Raw genomic sequence first — 3,069 nt, 5'->3', positions numbered from 1 at the left:
GGTCCGGGGCCTCCAGGCTCAGCGCCCGGCCGCCGGGGTTTTCGGCACGGGCCAGCAGCAGGCCCGCGCGATCGGCGGCCGGGATGGTGAAGCGGTGCACCCCGGCGCCTTCGACGGCAACCGAGGCGCCGGCGGGCAGCGGACGCGGCGGCAGGGCTTCGGGCAGGTCCAGCGTGACCTCCACCTGGCCGGCCGGGATGGCAGCCGGGCCGAGGTTTTCTTCCGGCGCCGCTTCGGAAACCTCTTCCTCGTCGCTATCGGAGGGCGGCGCCAGGGAAGACAGCTCCAGGCTGTACTGCCCCGCCGGCAGTGGCAGACCGACCGAAAGATTCCAGTCGCGGTCGTCGCCGGCCTGCTGCGCGACCAGACGGCCCTCGGCGTCGCGCAGCCGGGCGCGCAGCGGCACGGCGCCGAAGCTCTGCAACGCGACGACACGGTCCTCGGCGATGGCGAGCGGCAGGGTGGCGGGCGGAGTGACGCGGCGCGGCGCGCCGGGCTGCAGCGCGGGGCTGTCCAGGCTGACGCGGTAGTCCAGCCGGTCGTTGCGGCCGATGGCGCTGGCGGCCAGGCGATAGGCGCCCGCCGGCAGCCTGCCCGAGAAGGGCGTGGCGTCGCCGATCCGCGCCAGCACCGGGCCGCCGTCGCGCGCGGTCAGGATGCCGGACATCCCCTCGGTCAGCGACAGGCTGACCTCCGCCTCGCCGGCCAGGAAGAAATCCCAGGCGTCGGAGGTGCGGGCGGGGGTCTCGCGCCATTGCCGGGATTGCGGGCGGGCGAAGGGCAGCGGGTGCGGGCCGGGGCCCTCGATGGCCGCGGCCGGGGGCGCCAGCGGCACCAGCCGGGCGACCAGCCGCGCCGGCTGCGGCGGCCCGCCCAGCGGCGGCTCGACAACCAACAAGAGGTCGCCGGCGGGCAGGTCGAGGGTCAGGCCATCGGCGGGGCCGGGCTGGGTCAGCGGCCAGCCCCCGGCATCTTCCAGCCGGGCGGCGAGCGGCGCGCCAGGGCTGGGCAGCTCCAGCCGGTGCGGCCCGGGGGTGGCGATGCGCAGCGGCACGCGGGCGCCCTGGCCGGCCGGCATGGCCAGGCGCAGCACCCGGCCCGGAGCCAGGCTCGGCGCGGCCAGCAGCGGCGCCGGGCGCGCCTGCAGCCGCAGCCGGCCCTCGCCGTCCTGGGCGGTGACCGCCAGGCGGTAGCGCCCGGCCCGCAGCGCGCGTTGGATGACGACATTGCCGCCCGGGCCATTGGCCGAGGCCTCGGCCAGCTCGGGCAGGAAGGCGGTGCCCAGCCGGGCGCCGACCTGAAGGCGGCCCAGGCTTTCGACGCGCAGCAACCCGCCCTCGGCGAGTTCCAGCGCCACCTCGCGGCTCTGCTCGCGCCTCAGCTCGAGGGCCAGCGGTGCGCCGGGGCGCAGCAGCGGCAGGTCGGGCACGGGCTGCGGGGCGACCGGCGGCGGCGCCGCGGCCGGCACAGGGCGCGACAGGGTGACCTGGCGGGCATGCGGCACGGGGGCGATCTCGCCGGACGGCAGGCGGCCGCCCTCGGCCCAGGCGGCAACGCCTTCGGGCAGCGGCAGGCGCAGCGCCTCGCCGGCCGGCTGGGTGAGGGTCAGCGGCAGCACGGCATCGGGCAGCGGCAGCTTCGCCGCCAGCAGCGCCACCTCGCCCTGGTTGGCCAGCAGGCGGAAGCTTTCGCCCTCGGCCAGGGCGTGGCGGCCAAAGGGCAGGACGGGACCGGGCGGCTGGCGCTCGGGCGCGGGCGGCGGCAGGCCCGGGCGGCCCAGGGTGATGTCGGCGATGCCGCCGGTGTCGCCGGCGGTGAGCTGCAGCCCGTACCAGCCGGGTGCCAAGTCCCAGGGCGGCGCCGGGGGCAGCGGGCCGGCGCCCTCGGCCACGGCGCCGAAGCGGGTCAGCCGGGCGGTGACGGGCACGCCCTGGCTGGCCAGGGCGACCGGCCCACCCTCGGTCACCTCGAAGAGCAGCCGGGCGCTGCCGGACAGGTTGAAGCGGCCGCGCCACGCATGCGCGCCGTCCAGCTGCGGCGCCCGGCCGGCGATGATCCGCTCGGCCTCGCCGGATCTGCGCAGCAGCAGCACGGCCTGCAGCGGCAGGGCGTCGCCGCCGGCGGCGGGCGCCTCGGCAGCCAGGAAGAAATCGCCGACCCCCTGGGCGGTCAGCCGCGCGGCACCGCCGAAGCCCCGGACGGAGAAGTCCTGGCCAGGGCGGCCTTCGACAAGCAGCTCGGACGGCGCCTCGCCGGACGGGCCGCCGCGCAGCGTCAGCACCGGGCTGCGGCTCTTCTCGGTCATCGACAGCCGCTGGCGCAGGCGGCCCTCGACCGAAAGGCCGGCGAAGAAGCCGGCCGGCTCCGGCAGCGCCACCTGCAGCAGCGACGGCGCGTGGTCCAGGCGATAGACATTGCTGCCGAAGGGCCCGATGCGGTCGCTGAAGGCGCCTTCGGCCAGGACGGCGGGCCCGTCCAGCCGCAGCCAGAGCGGGCTTTCGCCCAGGCCATCGGTCCAGGCCAGCGGCGGGCCGCCGGCGGCGGTCACGCGGTAGCTGCCGGGCTCCAGCACCGGGGTCAGCAGCAGGCGGCGCAGCGGATGGGCGGGCTCGGCACGCAGCTCCGCCGGCGCGGCGGCGAGCGGCACCAGGTCGCGGCCGTCGCGCCAGAGCTGCAGGTCGGCCAGGGCGCGCCCGGCGGCCTCCAGGCGGATCCGGCGGCGGGCGGGCAGCACGATCCAGGCCTCGGCGGTCTGCCGGTCGGCCAGCGTCGTGGCGATGGTCTGGCCGGGCAGCAGCCGCTGCGCCGGCTGGGCGGCGAAGGGCGTCAGGGTCAGGCGGACCCGGCCGCCGGCGCCGGCCTCGCCGCGCAGCCGCAGCTGGTAGGTGCCGCGGTCCAGCCAGGCATCGACGCGCTGGGCAAAGACCTCGCCGGGGCCGGCCAGCAGGTCGACCAGCTGCAGGGTGACCGGCGTCGCCGCCTCGGCGGCAATGGCGAAGCGGCCGGGGCTGGTGACGACGACCAGCGTGTCGAAGCCGCTCGCCGGGCCCTCGGCGCGCTCGACGCGGC

General features: G+C 78.2%; 1 protein-coding gene. It reads right to left on the bottom strand.

Translation table 11 applies throughout. The features are described from left to right. Positions 1–3,069, bottom strand: a 3,069-nt coding sequence (locus BKE38_RS32360; RefSeq protein ID WP_207553649.1) for a hypothetical protein, incomplete at both ends; no start/stop codon positions are given.

The sequence above is a fragment of the Teichococcus deserti genome, assembly GCF_001982615.1.
In the GTDB taxonomy this organism is placed as follows: domain Bacteria; phylum Pseudomonadota; class Alphaproteobacteria; order Acetobacterales; family Acetobacteraceae; genus Pseudoroseomonas; species Pseudoroseomonas deserti.
This window is presented reverse-complemented; position numbering and strand designations above follow the sequence as displayed.